The organism is Actinokineospora auranticolor (assembly GCF_041897805.1).
In the GTDB taxonomy this organism is placed as follows: domain Bacteria; phylum Actinomycetota; class Actinomycetes; order Mycobacteriales; family Pseudonocardiaceae; genus Actinokineospora; species Actinokineospora auranticolor.
This window is the reverse complement of record NZ_CP154825.1, coordinates 2540701-2559613: the sequence shown is the minus strand read 5'-3', so window position 1 is coordinate 2559613 and position 18913 is coordinate 2540701. Positions and strand designations below refer to the sequence as shown.

Annotated in this window: 20 protein-coding genes; 3 read left to right on the top strand and 17 right to left on the bottom strand. The window is 71.0% G+C overall.

Features of this window, described 5'->3' with window-relative positions:
* Window positions 1-83: 83 nt before the first annotated feature.
* From V5P93_RS11770 to V5P93_RS11760, 3 genes are all read right to left on the bottom strand, one after another.
* Complete coding sequence (locus tag V5P93_RS11770; protein WP_245931709.1) at window positions 84-317, bottom strand: hypothetical protein; 234 nt, start codon at window positions 315-317, stop codon at window positions 84-86.
* Window positions 318-405: 88 nt separating this feature from the next.
* Window positions 406-2148, bottom strand: coding sequence for a vWA domain-containing protein (locus V5P93_RS11765; protein WP_104482850.1), 1743 nt, complete (start codon window positions 2146-2148; stop codon window positions 406-408).
* A gap of 63 nt (window positions 2149-2211) precedes the next feature.
* Window positions 2212-3009: an AAA family ATPase gene (locus tag V5P93_RS11760; RefSeq protein ID WP_342752326.1), complete on the bottom strand. Its 798-nt coding sequence runs from the start codon at window positions 3007-3009 to the stop codon at window positions 2212-2214.
* Between the two features lie 1257 nt (window positions 3010-4266).
* On the opposite strand from V5P93_RS11760, the gene V5P93_RS11755 reads away from it, so the two are divergent.
* Window positions 4267-4761 (top strand): helix-turn-helix domain-containing protein, encoded by a 495-nt coding sequence (locus V5P93_RS11755; RefSeq protein ID WP_104482848.1) that lies wholly within the window; start codon window positions 4267-4269, stop codon window positions 4759-4761.
* Window positions 4762-4888: 127 nt separating this feature from the next.
* Here the strand turns inward: V5P93_RS11755 and V5P93_RS11750 are convergent, their stop codons facing one another.
* The 13 genes from V5P93_RS11750 to V5P93_RS11690 all read right to left on the bottom strand — a co-directional run bounded on the left by V5P93_RS11750 (window position 4889) and on the right by V5P93_RS11690 (window position 16156).
* Window positions 4889-7891 carry a BTAD domain-containing putative transcriptional regulator gene (locus V5P93_RS11750; RefSeq protein WP_245931708.1) on the bottom strand — a complete coding sequence of 1001 codons (3003 nt, stop codon included), beginning with the start codon at window positions 7889-7891 and terminating at the stop codon, window positions 4889-4891.
* 68 nt (window positions 7892-7959) lie between these two features.
* Window positions 7960-8280 carry a hypothetical protein gene (locus V5P93_RS11745; RefSeq protein ID WP_104482847.1) on the bottom strand — a complete coding sequence of 107 codons (321 nt, stop codon included), beginning with the start codon at window positions 8278-8280 and terminating at the stop codon, window positions 7960-7962.
* 55 nt (window positions 8281-8335) lie between these two features.
* Window positions 8336-8707: a pilus assembly protein TadG-related protein gene (locus V5P93_RS11740; RefSeq protein WP_104482846.1), complete on the bottom strand. Its 372-nt coding sequence runs from the start codon at window positions 8705-8707 to the stop codon at window positions 8336-8338.
* Window positions 8708-8754: 47 nt separating this feature from the next.
* On the bottom strand, window positions 8755-9159 hold the full coding sequence (locus tag V5P93_RS11735; RefSeq protein WP_245931707.1) for a TadE/TadG family type IV pilus assembly protein: 405 nt from the start codon (window positions 9157-9159) through the stop codon (window positions 8755-8757).
* 95 nt (window positions 9160-9254) lie between these two features.
* Window positions 9255-9689: a TadE/TadG family type IV pilus assembly protein gene (locus tag V5P93_RS11730; protein ID WP_342752325.1), complete on the bottom strand. Its 435-nt coding sequence runs from the start codon at window positions 9687-9689 to the stop codon at window positions 9255-9257.
* Window positions 9686-9874 (bottom strand): hypothetical protein, encoded by a 189-nt coding sequence (locus V5P93_RS11725; protein ID WP_104482844.1) that lies wholly within the window; start codon window positions 9872-9874, stop codon window positions 9686-9688. Before V5P93_RS11725 ends, V5P93_RS11730 begins: the two co-directional genes overlap by 4 nt.
* Before the next feature lie 53 nt (window positions 9875-9927).
* A complete protein-coding gene (locus tag V5P93_RS11720; RefSeq protein WP_104482843.1) occupies window positions 9928-10821 on the bottom strand; it encodes a type II secretion system F family protein in 894 nt (297 codons plus the stop codon).
* A complete protein-coding gene (locus V5P93_RS11715; protein ID WP_104482865.1) occupies window positions 10818-11729 on the bottom strand; it encodes a type II secretion system F family protein in 912 nt (303 codons plus the stop codon). Before V5P93_RS11715 ends, V5P93_RS11720 begins: the two co-directional genes overlap by 4 nt.
* Entirely contained in the window at window positions 11717-13171 is a 1455-nt protein-coding gene (locus tag V5P93_RS11710) for a CpaF family protein (RefSeq protein ID WP_104482842.1), read from the bottom strand. The genes V5P93_RS11715 and V5P93_RS11710 overlap by 13 nt, the downstream gene beginning before the upstream one ends.
* Window positions 13168-14010 (bottom strand): chromosome partitioning protein, encoded by an 843-nt coding sequence (locus V5P93_RS11705; RefSeq protein WP_104482841.1) that lies wholly within the window; start codon window positions 14008-14010, stop codon window positions 13168-13170. Before V5P93_RS11705 ends, V5P93_RS11710 begins: the two co-directional genes overlap by 4 nt.
* Entirely contained in the window at window positions 14010-14720 is a 711-nt protein-coding gene (locus tag V5P93_RS11700; protein WP_104482840.1) for an SAF domain-containing protein, read from the bottom strand. Before V5P93_RS11700 ends, V5P93_RS11705 begins: the two co-directional genes overlap by 1 nt.
* A gap of 105 nt (window positions 14721-14825) precedes the next feature.
* Entirely contained in the window at window positions 14826-15458 is a 633-nt protein-coding gene (locus tag V5P93_RS11695; protein WP_245931706.1) for a hypothetical protein, read from the bottom strand.
* A 371-nt stretch (window positions 15459-15829) separates the two neighbouring features.
* Complete coding sequence (locus V5P93_RS11690; protein ID WP_245931705.1) at window positions 15830-16156, bottom strand: hypothetical protein; 327 nt, start codon at window positions 16154-16156, stop codon at window positions 15830-15832.
* Window positions 16157-16670: 514 nt separating this feature from the next.
* On the opposite strand from V5P93_RS11690, the gene V5P93_RS11685 reads away from it, so the two are divergent.
* Together V5P93_RS11685 and V5P93_RS11680 are read left to right on the top strand one after the other, a co-directional pair.
* Window positions 16671-17309 carry a prepilin peptidase gene (locus V5P93_RS11685; RefSeq protein WP_181043883.1) on the top strand — a complete coding sequence of 213 codons (639 nt, stop codon included), beginning with the start codon at window positions 16671-16673 and terminating at the stop codon, window positions 17307-17309.
* Window positions 17310-17515: 206 nt separating this feature from the next.
* A complete protein-coding gene (locus V5P93_RS11680) occupies window positions 17516-18019 on the top strand; it encodes an NUDIX domain-containing protein (protein WP_245931704.1) in 504 nt (167 codons plus the stop codon).
* Between the two features lie 35 nt (window positions 18020-18054).
* Here the strand turns inward: V5P93_RS11680 and V5P93_RS11675 are convergent, their stop codons facing one another.
* Window positions 18055-18894: a class I SAM-dependent methyltransferase gene (locus V5P93_RS11675; protein WP_104482836.1), complete on the bottom strand. Its 840-nt coding sequence runs from the start codon at window positions 18892-18894 to the stop codon at window positions 18055-18057.
* Window positions 18895-18913: the final 19 nt, after the last annotated feature.

Below are 18913 nucleotides of genomic sequence, written 5' to 3'. Positions count from 1 at the left end.
CACCGTTCTTTCTGTTCTGACCAGTACATCACAAAGCCCTTCCTCAAGAATGTTCCTATGTGGACTGTTGGACAGTGGTTGGGTCAGCTTGTCCATCCGAGGGCATCGGTGGCCGACGGTGGCGGGTGCCCGATCGGGTCGCCGATGCCGAGCCACACCACGGGTGGGTCGGGATGGTCGTCGTCGGGCGTGACCGCGACACGTGCGAGTAGGTGTTCCATCGGGTGGCCGGGTTGCGAGGCGACGCGTACCGGGGAATCGGGGTCGTGGACGATCAGGGCGGCAACCAGGTCGCCCACGGTGGGGATGTCGGTCACGGGGATGATCGCTCTCGATACGTTGGGGGGTGGGGTCTTCTGCCCGGACCACCCGGGGCGGGATGCGTGTTGCCCCGGGTGGTCGGGGTCAGTGGGCGGCGCGTAGGGCGGCGGTGGCCGCGCGGCCGATGGCTAGTGCCGTCGTGGCGGGGTCGGTGAGTTGGTGCACGGTGGCGCCGGTGAATGGTTGGTCGCGTTCGTCGGTGGTCAGCCACAGCACCGCGCATCCGGACGTGCGCAAACGGTCGATTCGCTTCTGCCCGTCGCGGCGTTCGTCTGTGCCGAAGTGTCCATCCGAGACGATCACCAGCAATCGGGCGGCGCCGGGTCGAGATAGCGCCAGCGCGCCGTCGAGTGCGTCGGTGGCCGTGGCGATGGCGTGACACGCGTCGTTGGCGGCGAACCTGGTGATACGGGCGGGGTAGGTGCCGGGGTGGGTGATGGGGCGAACCGTGTGACCGAAGATCACGGTGGCGGTGGTGACGTTCACGGTGGCGTGACGGCCGCCGTGGGCGAGTATCCACGCGGTCGAGGCGACCGCCTTGCGTAGGTGGCCCATGGACCCGGACACGTCACAGGCCACGGCCAGTTTCAGCGGTGGGGTGGGCACGATGTGTCGGGTGGTGCGGGTGAACGGTTCGGCGGTCACGTCCGCACCCGCCGCGCGTTGGGCGTCGGCCGCCAACACCCCGCGCATCCGTAGGCGTCCGGGCGGGAACGGCGAGGTCGTCTTCACCGACACTCGGTCGCGCACGCCGGCGGTGGACAGGGCGCGGCCCAGTACGCGCGCGGCGGTGCGTTCGTCGCTGGTGGGTGCGCGTGTGCCGGTGGTCGCGGTGAGCCCCGCCCGACGGGTGCGGACCGGACTCGAGAACACGGTCCGCGCGGCCTCGTCCGCGGCCTCGCGGGCGGCGTCCTCGTCGGCTTGCGCCACCGCCGCGATGGCGGCGGGGTGGGGTGGTGTCTCGGCGGCCACGGCCGCCGCCACCGTGGCGGCGGTGGCCGCGATGGCGGTGGCCAGTGCCGACGGCCCCGCCGCCGCGCCGGACGGGTCAGGATCCCCGAAACCACCGGGCGCGGGGTTGTCGGGATCGGTGCCGATGGCCTGACACCACCGGCGCGCGATGTCGATCATGGTGTCGGCGTCGTCGTCGGCGGCGGCCAACGCTTCCCGCCACAACCCGCGCAACTCCTCCAGCAGCGGCGCGCCGAGAATGGTCTCGACCGCGTCCGCGACCGGCGTGGTCTCGGTGGTGTCAAGGATTCCGCCGTCGACCCGGGCCAGGATCAGCGCGGCCGTGTGCGCGGCATCGGCTGTGGTCATGCGTGGCGCGTGGGCGGGGTCGGTGGCGGCGGTGTCGGTGAGGATCAGGTTCACCGCCGACGCGCGCAACCACAACCGGTCGTCGGGACGGCGGCGGATGTGCGCCGCTTCCATGCGCGATTCTTCCAATAACATTGCGGCGTCGATGATGCCCGGTGGTGTGCCGTCGGGCGGTTCCCACACGCTGTGCGCGGCGTGGGCGCATTCGTGGGTCAGCAAACCCCACGCGGTGGGGTAGCGGCCCCGGTCGTGCGGGTCGGCGGGGTCGGCGGTCGCGGGGTCGACACCCAAGTGGACACCATCGACTTCGATCAACGCGCGGGTCGGGTAGAAACATGCCGGGGCACCGCCACCGGCACCGGGCGCGATCGTGACCAACAGGTCGTGGCGGCCGGCGATCACACCGACTTCATCGGCCAGTGCGGCGGACAGGGTCAGCCACTCGGGGCGGGTGGGGAACACTGCCGTTCCGGTCGCGGTCGGGTCGAGTGTCACATGCGCGTTCATCGTTGTTCGTCCTTTCAGGAATGAACGGGCGGCGCGATCGGGTGTGGTGGGGTCGGGCGCTTTCTAGGCGCGGGCACCCAGGGCAAGGGGTTCCACGGCGGTACCGAACACCGCGCGTACCACGGTGGCCACGGTGTCTCGGTCTTCTTCCGGCGCGATCCCGATCAGGTTTCCGGCGGCGGCGTTCTCGCCCAATGCGTCCGCGATCTTCTGGTATGCCAGCAGCTCACGCAGTTGCGGCGCCCACCCGATCTCGCCCTTGGCCTGTCGGGTGGACAGGTTCCGCGCCACTTTCACCGCGCGGGAGTCGATTTTGAGTTCGGCGGCGAGATCGTAGTCGGTGGACACCTTGATTTGGGCGGAAAACCGGGACGCCAACGCGTCGGACAGGATGGCCCCGTGCACACCGGGGTTGTGGCCGGCGACGACGTAGAACCCGGGGGCGGCGGTCACGGTTTCCCCGCCGTTGGCCTTGATCACGATTTGCCGTCGGCCGTCCATCGCTGGGTAGACCACCGCCAACACGGTGGGCGGGATGATGGTGGCGTCGTCGATGAACAGCACCGACCCCGCCCGCATCGCCCGGATCAATGGCCCGTACACGAACACGTAGCGGCCGTCGTCGGTCTTGGTGTAGTCGCCCACGAAATCGGCGACCACCGTGTCACCGTCACCGGGAACGGTTTCCAGATCGGGGAAACTGGCCTCGATCACCGACGTCTTCCCGGTCCCGGGCGGCCCATACATCAGCGCCGGAACGCCCGCGTCGCGTAGCCGCCGCAACGCCGTCACGTCCGGCATCCCGGACAACGTGCGCGGGTGGTAGGCCGCGCCGTTCGGGCGCGTGATCGGGCCGGTCACCGGCGCGGGTGTCGCGTTCGGACGTGGGCGCGGGGTGACGGGCGGGGCGGGCACGATGGCCGCCGCCGCGACACCCGCCGTGGTCGTGGTCGCTTGGTAGGTCACCGGCGCGGTCCCGGTGATCGTGGCGTGGCCCTGATCGGCCAACGTGTGCAACGCGTTGCCGACCGCGCCCGACGACCGGCCGCCCAGCTGGGCGGCGATCGCGCGGGGCGTCATCGGCGCGCCCGACGCGTCGGCGAGAACTTTCGCCACCATCGCGCGTAACTGTCCGTTGCGCAGTCGGGCCGCCGCCGTGACGCCGGCCGGCATGGGTGGTGTGGGCGTGGTCATCGCGGTGGTCCTTTCACGGCCGCGCTACGAAATGGCGCGCATTATCAGGGATGTTGTCGGCCATTCCCGCGTTCGGTGGACATGGCTCGCGCCGGGGGTGGTATTCGGTGGGTTTTCGTTTCCCTGGCGATGCGTTAATTATTGCTCGATGCCCGCGCCGTGTGCAATAGATTTCGCCGACCCATTTCAAGACTCTTTTCGGGCGCGATTCCGAAATGGTGATCAAAATGGCGGTCGCGGTGGCGAGAACCGGCGATCACGGCGGGTCGCGCGCGTCCCTTGTTCGCGTACGACGTTTGACCTGGTAGAGGGCCTGCGACCGCGACCGATCCCGCGCCGAACCACAGGGCGCGCTCGCGCGCTTTTCATATCTCTTATGAAAATAGATTGTCGATCTGGATGCGATAGGAAAGGCGAGGCGGGAAATAAAAGGTGAGCGGAAGAATAGGAGGATGCCAGTGGGGTCGTCGACAGGGGTGCTGCGGGGAGACCGCGGCCTTGTCCGCCCGCGCCCCGATGTGTTCACCGGCTTGCGGACAAGCCAGTCTGGGATACCGTCGGATCCCCCGTTCGGGCCGCCCGCCTGCGCCTTCGCCGAGCCCTGGGGGTGGCGGTCTAGCGGGGTCCCCGATGGGAGCCCCGAGCGGATCCCCGGTAGGACCCCCGAGTGGACGTCACCGTCCGCGCAGTCGATCTCGATTCCGCTACTTGGAGTAGTGGTATAGGTGCAGAAATATGATGCACAGGTACCCCGTTTGGCGTAGCGTCTGAGACTCGGCGCGCCCCGGTCGGGGGAGGCGGGTCGTGGCGTGCCCAAGGCGGTGGGCAGGCATGGCGACAACGGCGGCGCGTCCGAGTGGCGCGTGGCCGCATGACACGACGGGCGCGGCCTGGGGGTCGGGTCAACACGCATGGGGAGGCGCGATGGCGGGGCGGGACGAGAGACTGCTGCGCGGGTTGTACGACCTGAAGAATCTTTTCGGCGACAAGTGGACGGCCGCGATCCTGGTGGCTCTGCGGGACGGCCCGCTGCGGCGGGTAGAGATTCTTTCCACGGTCAACTCGTATTCCATCGACGAGCATTGGTCGGACAAACGCGCTGTTTTGCAGGATAGCATTCTCGCGCGCGCATTGAAAAAGATGCGCGAACAGGGCGTCATCCGCCGAGAGAGCTACGAAAAGACTTTTCCGCCGGAAGTCACCTACTCGTTGAGTTCCGAGGTCGCGGCCGTGTTGGCGCTGGCGGAGCCTCTGCTCTGCTGGGCGGAGGAGAACGAGACTCTGCTGGCGCGTGCTCAGGCTCTCAGCCGTCACAGCGCGAGCACCACGGGGCTCGGAGAGGTGACCGCGATCGACGGCCACAAGACTTTCCCCGCGCAGGGTCGGCGCTCTTTCCGCGCGGAAGGCTCCGTCGGCTGAATCTGCCACGCCGCGGTCTCGCCGGCGGGGGCCCGACCGCGGGGCTGAGCTCGGCTGTTCGGGTACTCACTCGCGCGGGATGGTTGACGGGCCATTCCTTCGCTTACACAGGACGAACGCGTCGGGGTCAGCCTGTCAGGGTGTCTCCCTGACAGATGTGCCACGGCGAGCGGGGGTCGTCGGCGCGGTCGTGGCGGTGGCGCAGGCGGGCGGCCAGTTCGACGGTGGGGACGGTGGGTCGCTCGTCGATCTCGGCCAGTCGGGTGGTCAGCAGGCCCAGGGTGCGGCCGACGGCGTCGAGCTGCCCGAGGTGGGCCTGCAGGCGCATGATGTCGCGGTAGAGGGCCTCGTTGTGCGGGTCGAACGCGCGTGCCATCTCCAGCAGGTCCATCGTCTGCTGGGGATCGTGGCCGACGAGTGCGCGGGCGAGTGCGGCGACGGCGTCGATGGCGTCGCGGCGGATGGCCTCGCGGGCGGTCTCGATCCACTCGGTGCTCGCCCCGTCGGCCAACGGTCCGGCGTAGCTGTCGACCACCGCCCGGTACGCCAGCACACGCTCCTGCTCGGTCCCGGCGAGGCGGCGTGCGGTGACCGCGGCGGCGAAGCGGTGGTAGTCGACCTCCACCAGTGCGGGGTCCAGCTGATAGCGGCCCTCGCCGACGATGACCACGTCCGACAAGGCCCCGTCGGTCGCGGCGGCGACCGCGCGGCGCACCCGGCTCAGCGACGTGTTGAGCACGTTGGTGGCCCGCTCCGGCGCGCTGGAAGGCCACAGGGCGGCCACGAGCGCCTCCCGGCTGACCCCGTCGGGGTGCAGGGCCAGGAACACCAGCAGCTCGCGGGTGCGCGGCGGGAACGCCGAGGTGACCTCCCGTTCCCCGTGAGCGTCGGGTCGCCACCAGGCGCGAGGCGGCCCGAGGACGCTGATCCGCAGCGGGGCCGCGGTCGCGGTGCTGGTGTCTGTGTCCTCGGGGCCGTGCGCGGTCTCGGTGGACATCGTCAGGGCCTCCGACGAGTCGTCGTCGACGCGGGGGTGCTCGTCCGAGGCGGGTGGCGTGGTCGTGTCCAGGATTTCCAGCGCGGTGTCGATCGGCGGCCTGTCGTCCGTGCCCGACGGTTCCACGCTCGCGGTGTCCGTGCTCGCGTCCTCGGGGACGTCCACCTGCGTTCCCGGGGTGTCCGGTTCCCCGGCTGCTCCTGTGCGCGGCAACGGGACAACCGCCGCGGTGGCGATATCCCCGCCTGTGCGGTGGTTGTCGCGGTCGGCGTGGCGCAGCAGTGCGAGTAGTTCGCCGGTGTGGTCGTGGCCGAGGCGGAACACGGCCGTGCCGCGCAGCGGTTCGCCGAGGCCGGGGTTGGTGGTGGAGATGATGCCGTCGTCGCGGATGTAGGCGGTGACCCCGGGCGACCACTGGCCCAGCAACAGCCCGCTCACCCCGATGGCGGATCCGTTGTCCAACACCGCCTGCAGCCGTGGCGTGGGCCGCGCGGGAACCTGGGCGACCAGGATGGTCGGCGGGAAGCGGCGGCCGGTGCCGTGCTGGTCCTGGTTGAGCCGGATCAGGGTCTGTGCTTCCAGTTCGTCGAGGGCGGCGGCGAGGTCGGTCACCACGCGCAGCGCCGCGGGCAGTGGGCCGTGGGTGGCGTGGCGGCCGAGCACGCCGACGAGGTCGGTGGCCGGGATGATCACGCGCGCGTCGCCGTCGGCGAGAGCGGTGACCAGCAGGGCGCGGGCCGCGGCGGCGGCACCCGCGCCGAGGAGTCCGAGGCCGTGCGCGGCGGCCAGGTCCAGCGCGAGTTCCCGCCCGTCGCGCACGCCCACCGGCAACACGGTCGCCGTGGTGTATCCGTCGTCGGTACCCAGGATGATCGAGGGCGCCGTGCTGTGCGGTGGTCGCAGGGGCGGGTTGTCGGGGTCGGCGACGAGGTCGTCAGGGTCGGCGCGCAGGTGCGCGAGCCGCAGCCCGTAGACCACGGGGGCGACGGGCAGGTCGGTGCGGTCGCCGCTGCCGGGCCGGTATCGGCGTCGGTGCCGTCGGCGGGCGACCAGCAGGGCCGCGCTGACCGCGGCGGCCAGTGCCAGGCCGACGAACACCTCGTCACCCCAGCGCACTCCCACCTCGCCGACGGAGTCCTCACCCGCGGGCGCCAGCGGTGTGGCGAGGTCATGGGGCCCTGCAGGGGGTTGGACCAGCGTGGGTGCCGGGATCGCCTCGGGTGTCGGCTGGGCAGTCGACGGCTGCGGGGTGGGGTTGCTCGGCCGCGGGCTCGGTGGGGTGACGGGTTCCGGGGTCTGGGCAGCGACGTGTGGCGTGGGCTGCGCGGCGGGCACGGCGGTGGGTGGGAGGAGCATCTGCTCGCCGGGGAACACGAGGCTCGGACAGGTCAGTCGCCCGCCACCGGGTTGGGGCTTGCCCTTGTTGAGTGCGTAGATCTCCGGCCACCGGTTCCCGTCGCCCAGTTCGCGGTCGGCCATGCGCCACAACGAGTCGTGCACCCCGGTGGCCGGGTCGTAGGGCAGCACCACGGCCGACCTCGCCGGTGTGGACGGTGACGCGGGTGAGGGTGCGGAGAGGGCGTGACGGGCCGGGGTGTGCACGGCCAGGCGGACGCCCTCGGCCGCGGGGGCGACGGGCTGCTGCGTTATGAACGCGGTGGCCACGACAGCGGCGCCAGGCCCGGCCGATGGTGTGTTCGCCGAGACCGTGCCGGTGCGTTGTCCCAGCAGGGAGATCAGGATCGCGCCGACCAGCACGGCCGCCACCCGGTGCACCGGCCCGGCCGTCGACAGGTCCGGTAGCCGCGTGTCGCGGGTGATCACGATCGCGGCGCGGGCCACGTCGAGGACGAACAGCCCCCATACCAGCCAGGCGGCGCAGGCGAGCACGTCGAGCAGGAACCCTGAGGTCATCGGTCCGAGCAGCGCGCCCTCGATCTGCGCCCAGGACGGCACGTGATCGGGCAGGGGCCAGCCGATGAAGTGGGTCAGCGCCCACGGCAACCCGCCCACCAGCGCCGCCAACATCACCGCCGCGAGCAGCCCGCGCAGCAGGCTCGCGACCGCGGCGAGGGCACGATGCCCAGGCCGCGGACGCGCACCGCGGCGGGACGGATGTGCTCGTGTGCTCACAGGCGTGCTCGATTCGTCGAAACCAAGTCGATGTCGGCAGTCGTGATGTTTTGCCCCGGCCGGACCGGCTAGGGCTCCGTCGGGTCGACGGGCCGGTCGGTGGAGGTCTTCCTGCGTCGGCCGCCGCGGGCGGGTTTGTGGCCCGCGAGCCAGGCGGTGAGCTCGGCGGCCTTGAGGCCGGTGAACCCGGCGAGTTCGTCGAGGTCCATGATTTCCGCGGTCTCGGCGAGGACGTGGCCGAGGTCGCGCTCGACGCCGTCGAGCTGCTCGACGACCTCGGCCCGGCGTTGGGCGAGTTCGAAGACCTGTTGGGCCGCGGCGGCCCGTCGGGCGCTGCGGGAGGTGTCGGCGTCTGCGACGCGTTGCCTGATCTGCTCGGGTGTGAGCATCGGTGGTTCCTTTCGTTCCCGCCCCGGGAGGCGGCGGGGTGAGATGGGGGTGGAGTCATCCGCGTTGGGGGTGCGCGCTTCCCTGGCCGTGCACCGAAAACGAGGTGATGCCGACCAGTCCGAGCAGCTGGGTGGGGTGGACGGCGGTAACGGTGACCGTGACGGTGTCGTCGGTGATGGTCACGGTGCCGGTGGCGCCTTCGGCGGCGAGGTGGGCTTGGGCGTTGGCGACGGCTTGGGCGGGTACGAGGCGCAGGGTGCCGGTGGCGCGGTAGGCGGTGAGGTCGATGGCCTGGGCCCCGGCCCGTGCCGCGGCCTCGGCCTGTCCGCTCGCCCTGACCTTGGCCGCGAGTGCGAGGCCGCCGTCGAGGGTGAGTCCGGCCAGGACGAGGATGCCGGTGACGAGCACGACGACGAACGCGCTCACCTGTCCCTCGTCCGCGCGCCACCATCCCCGCCATGTCCTGGGGCGCTTCATGTCCGGGTCCCGGTGGTGAGGGTGGCTCGCCAGAGGTCGACCGGTTCGACGGCGGTGGCGGCCACCTGTCGATCGGGGATGCCGAGCAGGAGCGCGTCGCCGAAGTCGACCTGGCAGGACACGGTGACCGTGACCGTCCCCCCGGGACGCATCCCGCCGGTCGCCGTGCTCACCGCCAACGACCGACACACCACCCCCGCCGCCGACAACGCCGAGGACGCGGTCGTGCGCGCGGCGGTGACCGCGGCGGCAGGGGTGCGTTCCAGGCTCGCCGCACGGGCGGCCTGGTGGGCGGCGTCGTCGACCCGCAGGCGCGCGTCCACGCCCCGGTGGATGACCACCCCGACGAACACCAGCAGCATGATCAGCAGCGGTGCGGCGATGGTGATCTCGGCGGACACCGAGCCCTCGTCGGCCCGCCACCACGCCGCCCACCCTCGCCGTCGGGGCCGCTGTGTCGCGGGCCTGGTAGTGGTTGGTGGTGCGGGCATCGGGATCACCTGCCTTCCAGATCGGGGACGAGGCGTTCGACGGGGCCGGTGGCCTCGGCGTGCACCGGCAGGCTCAGGAACGGCACCACTACCGTCGCGGTCCCGGTGACGCGTACCGAGGCTGAGACCGGGCCGCGGTCGGCGGCCACCACGGTGTTGTCCAGCGGGCCTGCGGCGAGCTGGTCGAGCAGCTGCCGCGCGCTCGCCGCGCCCGCGGCGGCGGTGCCGTTCTGGGCTCGCGCGACGGCCAGGCCCTGGGACGCTGCGGCCTGGGCGACGTGGGTGGCGTGCGACCACAGCGCGAACTGCACGATCGCCAGCAGCATCAGCAGCAGCAGCGGGGTGGCGATCACCAACTCCGCGCTGACCGCCCCCCGATCCCCGCGCAACGCCCGCCGTACTCGGCCCAACCAGCCTCGTATGGCGGTTGGAGGGGTCACATGGTGATCCCGGTGGCCTTCTCGGTGACCTTGCCGACGATGATCGCGATCACCGCGATCGCGGCGACCACCAACAGGGCGGTCACCAGGACGGCCTCGGTCGAGTACCCGTCCTCGGGTCGGCGGCGCAGCTGGTCCCAGCGGGCGAGCAACACAGTCCACATCGCCTCGACTTGTGGGCGCATGATGATGTCCTTCCATGTTGTCCACGGGCAGCGATCGCGCCTCGCGGTGGTTGTCACAGTCCATTGAGGACCTGTGTGAGTGCGGGGTAGGTGATGAACGCCAGGAAGCCGAGGAACAGCACCATGACCGGCAGGCTGAGGCGTTCGGTGGCGGCCTGGGCCGCGCCTTCGGCCTCGGTGATCTGGTGGGTGCGCAGCGCCTGGGCCTTGGCCGCCAGCGAGGTGCGGACCTTGGCGCCCTCGGTCCCGGCCAGGCTGACCGACGCGGCCAGCTCGGCGAGTTCGGAGACGTCCAACTCCTCGCCGAGTTGTCGCAGCGCGGCCCAGGGGGTGGCGCGGGTGAGGCGGGCGGCGTCGAGGGCTCGGCCGAGCTGCTCGAACGCCCACCCCCGGCCCACGAGGACCGAGTCGCCGAGGGCGGAGTCGACGCCCATGCCCCCGGCGAGGGTGATCCACACCAGGTCCAGGTAGGCCGAGAGGGCGTGGCGGAACCCAGCCCGCAGCGCTGCGGCCTGGTTGCGGGCGTTGAGGTCCGGGGCGAGGAACCCGACCACACCCAGCACGAGCCCGGCCACGAGCGGGAACTGGAGTCCGAGCCCGAACCCGGCCAGGGCGAGGACCGCGCTCGCCAGGGCCGGGAGCAGGAGCCCGGCGACGGCGAGGACCGCCTTCTCCGCCAGGTGCACCGACACCGAGCGGCCCGCGACGGCCAAGTCGCGCCCCACCTTGCGTCCGGGGAGTCCGAGCGCGCGTAGGGCCGGGATGGCGGGTCGGCCGAGGCGCACAGCCCAGCCGGTGTCGTCGGTGGCCAGGATCGGCGCCGGGACCGGGGGTGTGGTCGCGGCGGCCAGGACCACGCCGAGCGCGGGACGCGGCGGGAACAGGAACACCACCAGCGCCCACAACCCGGCCCCAGCACCCGCGCCGAGGACGATGAAGGTGATCACGACCGACCTCCCGGCAGTCCCGTGACGGCAGGCAAGGCCACCTCGGCCGGGTCCGCGGCGAGGAAACGGTCCGGCTGCTCGACGCGCACGACCCGGGCCAGCCAGGCGAACCCGGCGGCGAACAGGCCGCCGATGCCGAGCAGGACGAGTTGGCCGGTGGCGGTGCCGTAGGCGGCCATGTAGTCGCGGTTGAGCACCACCAGTGCGGCGGCGAAGGTCAACGTCGTGCCCACGATCACGCGCACCGAGGTCCGGGTGCGGGCGCGTCCGGCGTCGACCCGCATCCGCATCGCGGCGTGCCCGCGGGCGGACTCGGCCAGCGACCCCAACAGTTCGCCGAGCGCGCGGGTCGGCTGCTCTGCGGCCAGCAGCAGCGCGGCCACGACAAGGTCACCGACCGGGTCGTCGAGCCGTTCGCCCAGGCGCCGCAGCGCGGTCGTGAGCCGGTCGCCGGTCTCGATCCCGGCGGCGAGCTCACCGACCTCCGCTTGGATGGCCGCGGGCGCCAACGGCGCTGTCGCGAGCACGGCCTGCTCCAGCCCGGCAGCTGCGGAGAGGGTGTCTCGGAGCATCTCGGTCCACGAGGCGATGGCCTCGATCCGCGCGACCCGACGGGCGTGTTCGGGGTCGCGGCCCAGCACCCGCGGCAGGAACCACGCGGCGAGCCCGGCCAGGACGGCGCCGATGACCCAGCCTGTGAGGACACCGGTCACCACCCCTGCCGCGGCGGCGACCGCGACACGGGTGAGGCGTCGTTGATCGCTGGCCGTGCGGGTTCGGGTGCGGCGTGGGCGGGGTGTGGTGCCGCGCCGGCCCAGGAGGATCAGCAGGACCCCGAGGCCGGTGCCGATCCCGAGCAGGGCCGCGGCGGCGGTGGTCGGTCCGAGGGTGAGGTTCACGGTGTCCACCACCCCTCGGGGTCCTCCAGCAGCTCGGGGTCGAAGCCGACCTCGATCAGGTCGTCGAGGGTGTCGGCGCGCAGCGCTCCCGCCACCGGCCGGGCCCTGCGATCGGGGCCGGGGCGGTAGACCTCGTTGGACACGACCTGGGGGCCGTCGGCGCCTACGACCTCGCGCACGGATGACACCACGCGGGTGCGGCGGTCCTCGGCCCGAGCGAGATGCACGACGAAGTGCACGGATGAGGCGACCAAGAGGTTGGTGGCCTCCAGCGGAAGTCGTTCGGCGCCTTGGGCGGCGTAGGAGGCCAGCCGGGTGAACGCGATCCGCGAACTGCTCGCGTGCAGGGTGGCCATGCTGCCGTCGTTGCCCTGCGACATCGCGTTGCCCATCGGGATGACCTCCGGGCCGCGGATCTCCCCGACGATCACCCGGTCCGGCGACATCCGCAGACCAAAGCGCACGAGATCGGCTTGGGTGATCTCGCCCGAACCCTCCACATTGGGCTCGCGCGACTGGAACGCGGTCACGTCCGCGTGGATCTCCGGGTCATGGTCCAAGCCCAGCTCGAACGCGTCCTCGACGGTGACGATCCGCTCCAACGGATCCATCTCGGCCGCCAACGCGCGCAGCATCGTGGTCTTACCCGCCCCGGTGCCGCCGGTGATCAGGATGTTCTTGCGCGACTTGACCAACGCGCGCAGGAACGCCTCCAGGCTCGCGTCGATCGTGCCGCCGCGGCGCAGCTGCGCGAGGGTGGCGGTGAGGTAGCCGTGGCGGCGGATCGACAGCGCGGTCACCCCGCCCGCGGTCACCGCCATCACCGCGAACAACCGCTCTCCACCGGGCAGTTGCAGGTTCACTGCGGGGGAGCCTTGGTCGAACCGCCGTTCCTGGCTGGACGCCCGCGCGGCCAGCAGCCGTACCAGGTCGGTGAGTTCGTCGTTGGAGGAGGCGATCGGCCCGACCTGGGCCCGGCGGCCGTCGTTGTACTGGACGAACACCTTGTCGAAGGCGTTGGCGTTGATCGTCTCCACGTCCGGGTCGTCCAACAGCGGCTGTAGCCCGGCCAGGCCGAACAGCTCGGCGACGACCTCGTCCACCACTCTCTGCTCGGCCTCACGCGGCGGCAGCTGCCTGCCCGCGGCCAGCTCGTCCTCGGTGTGCGCGCGCAGCGCCTCCTCGAGGATCACCCCCGCCAGCTCGCGCCGCGCCTCACGGGTGGCGGCGGTACCGGTGTGCTCCAGCTGCTCGGCGACTCGCTGAGGAAGCTCCGTGCTCAGCCGTCCCCGCAAGGCCCGCCGCAGCCGCACCAGCGCCGCCGACGGCGTGGCGCCACCCTCGGTGTCCCACCCGAGGTCGGAAGACTGCCCAACGTCTGGTGTGGAGGAACCGCGCTGGAGCGGGCGGAGCTGGCGCACCACCGGGTGCCGGTCGGTCGAATCGGTCATGCCTGCCCTCCGGGGTATGCAAGGTCGGCGTCATGGGCCGCGTCGGCGGAGATTGCGTGGGGCGACGCCGGGTCGTGGTGTTCCTGCTGGGGCGCCGGAGTCTCGTGGCGTGTGGCGAGTTCGGTGGCGAGCTGGAGTGCGAAGCGCCCCAATGCCGACCGTTCCGGGCCGGTACGCCGCCAGCGGGAGCCGCCCCGTTGTCCACGAAGGACCGCCGCGCCTGTCGGGTCGTGCGGCACCCGGCCCCACGGGGGGACGCCGAGTTCGCGGGCGACCTCGGCGGTGGAGTAGCCGTCACCGACCAGCAGCAGCACCGGGTGCGGGCTCCACCTACTGATCACGGGCAGCCGCCGCGGCAGGTGTGCCAGGTCGTCAGCGCCCGCGCCGGTCAACAGCACCACCGCGTCGCAGGCACGCACGACCGGCAGCGCCGGAGACCCCGGGTCCAGGCGACCGCAGTCGACGACGACCACCGCATCCGGCTGCTCGGCCGCCGCCCGCAGACCACCCAACCCGCCCGCGGGGTCGGGGGCCAACGCCGTGAGCGCCGCGCGGGCCTGCTCGGCATCCGGCGGGGCCGCGACCACCGCCAGACCACCGGGCAGTAGTTGGGTGTGCCGCCACACCAGGTCCGGGTCGTCCCCCGCCCGGCGCGAGGCGGCAGCCAGAGAGACCAGGCCCGGGGTCGAGGACAACGAGAACCGCAGCGTGAGGTCCCCGCCGGCCGGATCGGCCTCGACCAACACCGTCCTCGCCGGAGCGGGCCAGCGGGCGGCCACGGCCGTGGCCAGGGTGCTCACCCCGGGCGAGCCCTTCAACGACAGCAGCGAGATCAACATCAGTTGCCTCCCGCCGCGAGCAGCACGATCGACACCTGACCGGCGGGCACCGCCGCCACCTGCCGGGCCGCGGTCTCCGACAGCTGCACCGAGACAACCGTGTCCTGCCCGCCTGGCTGGGTGTTGACGCTGGTCACCACCGCAGGCCACGCCACCCCGCTGGTGCTGGGCGGCGTGGTCGCTGTCCCGGCCGGGCCGGGCACGAACACCACCGACACCCGCGCCCCCGGCGCGACCTCGGCCGGGAACTGCCCCGGCTTCAAGGCGAGCGCGGCGATGCCCTGTCCAGCGGCGGGGACCGCGGTGCCGCCGACGGCCTCGGGGGTGAGCAGCGTCCCCGCCGACAGGCTCGTGGCCATCGGACGACCCAGCACACTGGCCGCTTGGTCCGCGGGCACGACCGCGACGCCGGGGTCGACAGCGACGTTGACCTGCCGCAGATCCTGCGCGGCGAGAACCTGCCCGACCGACACAGAACGGGCCAACGCGAGCACCGGCTGCCGGTCACCGGAGCGCAGCGAGATCAACACGAACGCGCCGACGCACACGAGCACAAGCAACACCCCCAGCAGCAGGTACGGGACGCCACGGCGCCGGCCCGGGGTACGCAGCCGCGAGGCCGCCGACTTCTTCCCGTTCTCCACCCACCGGCCATCGCCCGCCTTCGCGGACCTGCCGATATCAGGGCGGAACGTGGTGTTGGCAGACATGCCGAACCTCCAAAAGGCATGGGGGTAGCGCGCCGCGACGCCCACATCGACGTGCGGAACAGAGAGCGAGCGATTACGTGCGGAGAGTCAGACCGTGAGTGGTGCTCAGCCGCCGCCGTTGTTGAGGACCTGCGACTCAGCCACCCGGAACGCCGCCGCCCCCGTCGTGGTCAAATCCGGGAAAACCCCGCCCTGACCCGCACCCGACCAGGAGACCCGCCAGTGCACCGTCGCCGACACCGCGTACACCTGCCCCGGCAGGGCGGTCGACGAACGCCGGTAGACGTGACCGCAGGTCGGCGACGCAGCCCTCGGGTCACCACCAACCGGGTAGGGCGTGCCTGGGCCACCGCAGGTGACCGTGGAGCCATCACCCATCACCCAAGTCACCGAGGTCGGCGTCGCGACCGCGGTCACCGACACCCCCGGCACCGACGCCGTCGCCGACACCGGCCTCCAACTGCCGATCAGCCACATCCACGTCGGCAGATTCACCAACTGCTCGGCAGCCGGGCTCGCCGCGATCACCGGCGAGGGCAGCCGCAGCTGCCGACGCGCGACCCGCGACAACTCCGCCGGAGAGGGCAACAACGCCTCACCCGGCGCCTGGCCGTCGGCCATCCACACCGGGGACCGGTACATCCCGTGCGCCACCCCCTCGGTATCGCACGTCCACACGTACCACGCACCCCCGCCCTGCCCCGGCTGCGCTGCCCGCGCCACGGCGGGGTGCGGCATCGCGGCCTGGACGACTCCACCGGGTGCTGCGGGAGGGTGGTAGGCCGCGCTGATCACGCCACCGGCCGGGGGCTGAAAGTCGCTGCGCACGTACGAGCAGTTGGCCACGCTGTTGCCGCTCCCACCGCTGGTGTCGCCCCCTGAGCCCTGACCACCCCCACCCGCGCCACCACCCGGACGATGCGGGCTGGTGCCGTGCCCGGACGACCCACCCGGCAACCCACCGCCACTGCTGCCCGCCTCCAGCTCACACACCGGGGACGGGACCTGCCCGCAGTTCGTGTTCCCCCACCCGTCCGCCAAGGCCGGAACCGCGAGGCCGACGAGGTTCACAGCAAGGAACCCGGTAATGATCGATAAACGTCGCATGGTCAACACGTCCCCAGTTCATGAACGCCGTAGTCGGAGATCTTCCATGAGCCGTCCGACTGCTTCTCGGCAATGGCATTGATCGCGCGCCGACCCCCGGGCTCCTTGTCCGCGAGCTCCCCGGTGTCGGCCCGATATTTCAACCAGTTCGTCGAATCGCCACAGTCGGAGACAATGATCTTTTTCGGCTCCGCCGCGGGCTCGACCGACGACACGGTCGGATTGAGCACCGGCTCGCCCTTGGTCACCAGGCCGTTGTAGTGATCGGCGTACAAGCCCCGCGACAGGTTCGTCAACGCGACCCCCGTCGCGTGCTGCCCCAGCTTCACCGACCGCCAGTCCGAAGTGTGTCCAGCCTCCACGAAGTCGGCCCACATACCCCGATAGGCGCCCAACGCCGCCTGTTCAGCCCGCTCAGACGGTGAAGAAGTAGTGCTCGGGCTCGCCGTCGGGAGCGTCGTCGTCGCGGAACCGGACGCAGCAGGCGGGCCGCCAGCCGAGTCGCCGGTGCCGCACGCCGCGACAGTCACCAGGGTCAACGCGCCGACCACCAGACACCCGCGCCAAGATCGAAAAACCCATTGCCTCACAAACACACCCCCTGCTTCCCGAAAACGATCGCCCCACGTCCGAGCGACTCCAATAGGTCTACACCACGACACCCACCCGACGGCAAAGTCGGAATGCGCTGACTTTGAAGTCGGCATGAAACATCCTCGTACCGATTCACTCAACTGGCCTAAAGTCGTCACCCGGGACGATTTCTCTCGGTGTCACCGACAGCGAGGGATCCGCCGAAACGGGGCCAAAATCGCTACGAAGAGTGATAGGTGGTGAATGGGCTTGACTTCCACGGAATCGATCGCGTGGTGGGCCGTCCTCGGTACCGCGAGCGGTGGCGCGTTCGGCTTGGTGACGCGCCGCCTGCTGCTCACAAGATCGTTCGGGTGGAGCGCGTGGGCAACCGCGGCTGCGCTGACCGGGCTCCTGTTCGCCGCGCTAGCCTGGCGAATCGGCCAGCACCACGCCCTCCTGCCCTTCAGCTACCTCGCTGCAGCGCTGGTGCCCCTCGCGGTAGTGGACCTGGCGGAGCATCGGCTTCCCAGCGCGCTGATCCTTCCCAGCTACCCCATCCTCGGAGCAGGCTTCACCGCGGTTGCTGTCCTCGAACCTCACCACGCGAATCTGGCACGAGCATTGCTCGGCATGGCCATCCTCGCCGCAACCTACTTCGCACTCGCCCTCTGTACCGGCGGCCTCGGCGCCGGAGACATCAAGCTCGCGGGTCTCCTTGGCCTCGCCCTTGGGTGGTGCGGTTGGTCGGCGATCCTGGCTGGCACTCTCCTTGGATGGCTACTCGCCGCAGTAGCCCGCCTCGTACTACGCGGTACCCACCGCATCCCTCGCCACGCACCGATGCCGCTCGGCCCATACTTGGCGCTAGGGGCAATGGCTGCCGTGATCTCGACCAGCTTGGGCTGAGTGCGCGGCACCGTCCCACTCCACTGCCCGTAGACCGAGCAGTCGTGACGAATGCTCCTCGTTGGGGTGAACGGCACTAGAGCCACCAACCGCTGAACAGCACGACCCATGCTGGATATTTATTGAGCGATGGGTAAGAGTGCGCAGGTCGCGCTCGCGAAGGTGGTCTTTGAGGACGAACAGTGCCTCGGCATAGGGTTGGCCGGGTGATCGACCAGAGGACTGTGGATGCGGCGGTAGCCGATGCGCGTGTGGCGGAGATGGCGTTCGACGACGCCCACGCGTGGCTGCGCGCCCAACCCGTTCTGACGGAGCCGCTGTCGGCCGAGGTGTGGGTGACCGACCCCTCGTTCAGTCACGTGCTGCTGGTGCGGCACCGCATTCGGGGGTGGGTGCCGCCTGGGGGCACGGTCGAGCCGGGCGAGACGCCGCGGGCCGCTGCTGCTCGGGAGTTGGCAGAGGAGACCGGGGTGTCGGGTGAGTTGCTGCCGGTTCCGGCTGCGGTCACAGTTCGCTCGTACCGTGCTGATTGGTCGCCGACGCTGGGCCTGTCCTACGCCGCCGTGGTCGACCGTGATGTACCGCTAGGCGGCGAAAACGGACAGCCGCCGAGGTGGGTCGACCTGACCGAGGAGTGGGAGAGCGCCTTTCCCGAGGACCGGGACCGCATCCGAACGTACGTCCGCCGCCTGGCCACTGAGACCAGGTGATGAGCGGTCCGACTGACCACAGGCGGACTGGCGGGCTAGAGCTGTGCGTCGGGGCGTTGGGCAACCACCGTCAGCCAACTCGTCACGGTTGGAGAGTCGGGCGTGGTCATGGCGTATGCCTTATTCAGGATGTCCATGCGTTGGGCGTGGGTGTAGTCGCCTTCGGGGCGGGCGAAGACCGGGATGGACACCCATGCCTTCTTCTCGGCCATGGTGCTGTGCTGGGCGGTGACTTCGGTGTCGAGCACGGTCAGCCCTGCGGCGACCAAGTGTGCCGTCACTGCGTCCAGTGGCAGCTTCGGTGCTGTGGCTTCTGATCTAGGGGGACGGTGGCCGTAGTCCTGGGTGGCGACTTGGTGGATCAGGGTGTTCAGCGACGGTCCGGTTCGGGTAGTGGTTTCGTCGGGGTGGCGGACTCCGGCGAAGCCGCCGCCGATGTTGAACACGAACCGGCCGCCGGGGCGGAGCACTTGGTGGACGGCGTGGAGCACCGCGGGGACGTTCGTCTTCCAGATCGCGCTGTTGCAGATGACGGCGTCAACTGACCCGGGGACGTGGTCGGCGAGGTCTTCGGCCGCGGCGGTGATCCAGGTCAGGCGTGGGTCGGTGAGGGCGCGTCGGCCGACGCGTTGCATCGCGGCGGCGTTGTCCAGGGAGATGACCCGGGTGTGCGGTGGGGCGAGGTCGAGGATGGCCTCCGCGGTGGCGCCTGCTCCGCCGCAGAGGTCGATGACCAGGTCGGCGTTGGAGAGGTTGGCGCGGTGGGCCAGGTCGCGGCTGGTGGCGGAGTACATGGGGAAGTCGCGGGTGAAGGCGGCGTACGCCTCGGCGGTGGTGTCCTCGTCCCAGCCGAGCACGGCGTCGAGGGGTGCCATGGTGGGTGCCTCGTTTTCG